Raw genomic sequence first — 1,863 nt, 5'->3', positions numbered from 1 at the left:
GCCCCGGTGCCCGCCGCGCCCCCGCTCGTCGCGGCCGACCCCGAGGCCCTGACCGGCGAGATCACCGACCAGGTGGGCGCCCTGTCGGGCGGCGACGAGGCGACCGTGCAGGCGGCGCTGGACCAGCTCTCGGACGAGACGCAGTACCAGCTCTACGTCGTGTACGTGGACGAGTTCAGCACCGAGCGCCTCTCCTGGGTGGACCAGACCGCGGAGCTGACCGGCCTGGGCTCGAACGACCTCGTGCTCGCGGTCGCCACGGAGCAGCGGTCGTACGTCCTCGCCCCGCAGGAGGTCCCCGGCCTGTCCGGCGGCGACCTCGACCGGATCGCCGCGGAGGTCGAGGACCACCTGAGCGAGGACGACTGGGCCGGCGCAGCGGTGACCGCGGCCGACGGCGTCCGCGAGGCCGCGACCGGCGGCGGGGGCGGCTCCGCGCTGGGCTGGCTGTTCGTCGGCGGCCTGGTCGTCATCGCGGCGATCACCGCCGCGGCGTGGGCGTCGTCCCGCCGCCGCGCGTCCCGCGAGCGGGTGGGCGCCGGCGCGCCCGGGCGGTTCCCGGGCGGCCCGCAGGTCCCCGGGGGCCCGGCGGGCGAGCTCGCCGCGCTGCCGACCGCCGAGCTCGACCGCCGGTCCGCCTCGGCGCTGGTCGGCATCGACGACGCCCTGCGCGCCTCGGAGCAGGAGCTCGGCTTCGCCCAGGCGCAGTTCGGGGCGGACGCCACCCGCGAGTTCGAGCAGGTGCTCGCCCACGCCCGGGCCGACGTGACCGAGGCGTTCCGCCTGCGGCAGACCCTGGACGACGACGTGCCGGACACCGAGCCGCAGGTCCGCGAGACCGCGACCCGCATCCTGCACGTGGTCGGTGCCGCGTCCGCGGCGCTGGACGAGCAGAAGGAGGCGTTCGACCGGCTCCGGGACGTCGAGTCCCGCGCCGGCGAGGCGCTGGACGCCCACGAGCGCACGGCCGCCGAGCTGCGCGCGCGGGTCGAGGCGGCCCGCGCCACGCTCGGCACGCTCGCCGCGCGGTACCCGGCGGAGGCGCTCACCTCGGTGACCGGCAACCCCGACCAGGCGATCGCGCTGCTCGACGAGGTCGGCACCGCGATCGCCCAGGGCCGCGCCGCCGTCGCCGCCGGGGACCGCGGGGTCGCGGTCCGGTACGCCCGCGCCGCGGAGGAGGCCCTCGGCCAGGTGCGCACGCTGCTCGACGGCGTGGACCGCGCCGGGACCGAGCTCGCCACCATCGGCTCCCGCCTGGACGCGGCGATCGCCTCCATCTCCGCCGACGTCGACGACGCCCAGCGCCTCGCGCCGCGGCACCCCGAGGTGTCCGCCCGCGCCGAGGCCGCGCGCGCCGCGATCGCCACCGGCCGGGCGGCGCGCGCCGGGGACGGCGACCCGCTCGCCGCCCTGCGCGGCCTCACCGACGCCGAGGCCGCCATCGACCGCGCGCTGGGCCCGATGCGCGAGGCCCAGGACCGCGCGGGGCGCGCCCGGCAGCTGCTCGACCAGACCCTCGGCCGGGTGGACTCCGCGCTGCGCGGCACCACCGACTACATCGAGACCCGGCGCGGCGCGGTCGGCCCCGAGGCGCGCACCCGGCTCGCCGAGGCCGGCCGGATGTTCCGCGCCGCGGTCGACCAGCGGGACACCGACCCGGAGGCCGCGCTCGGCCAGGCGCAGCAGGCGGACCGCCTGGTGCGCGAGGCCCAGCAGCTCGCGCAGCGGGACGTCGACTGGTACGACCAGCAGCGCCGCGGCGGACCGGGCGGCCGCAGCGGTGGCGGGCTGGGCGACATCGGCGGCATGGTGCTGGGCGGCATCCTCATCGACTCGATCCTGCGCGGCGGTGGCGGCGGC

General features: G+C 79.1%; 1 protein-coding gene. It reads left to right on the top strand.

Going from position 1 to position 1,863, the window contains the following annotated elements; translation table 11 throughout:
• A partial coding sequence (locus MHY85_RS20895; protein WP_239200370.1) for a TPM domain-containing protein occupies positions 1-1,863 on the top strand: 1,863 nt, incomplete at both ends.

Source organism: Cellulomonas sp. ACRRI (assembly GCF_022346185.1).
GTDB lineage: Bacteria > Actinomycetota > Actinomycetes > Actinomycetales > Cellulomonadaceae > Cellulomonas.
This window is presented reverse-complemented; position numbering and strand designations above follow the sequence as displayed.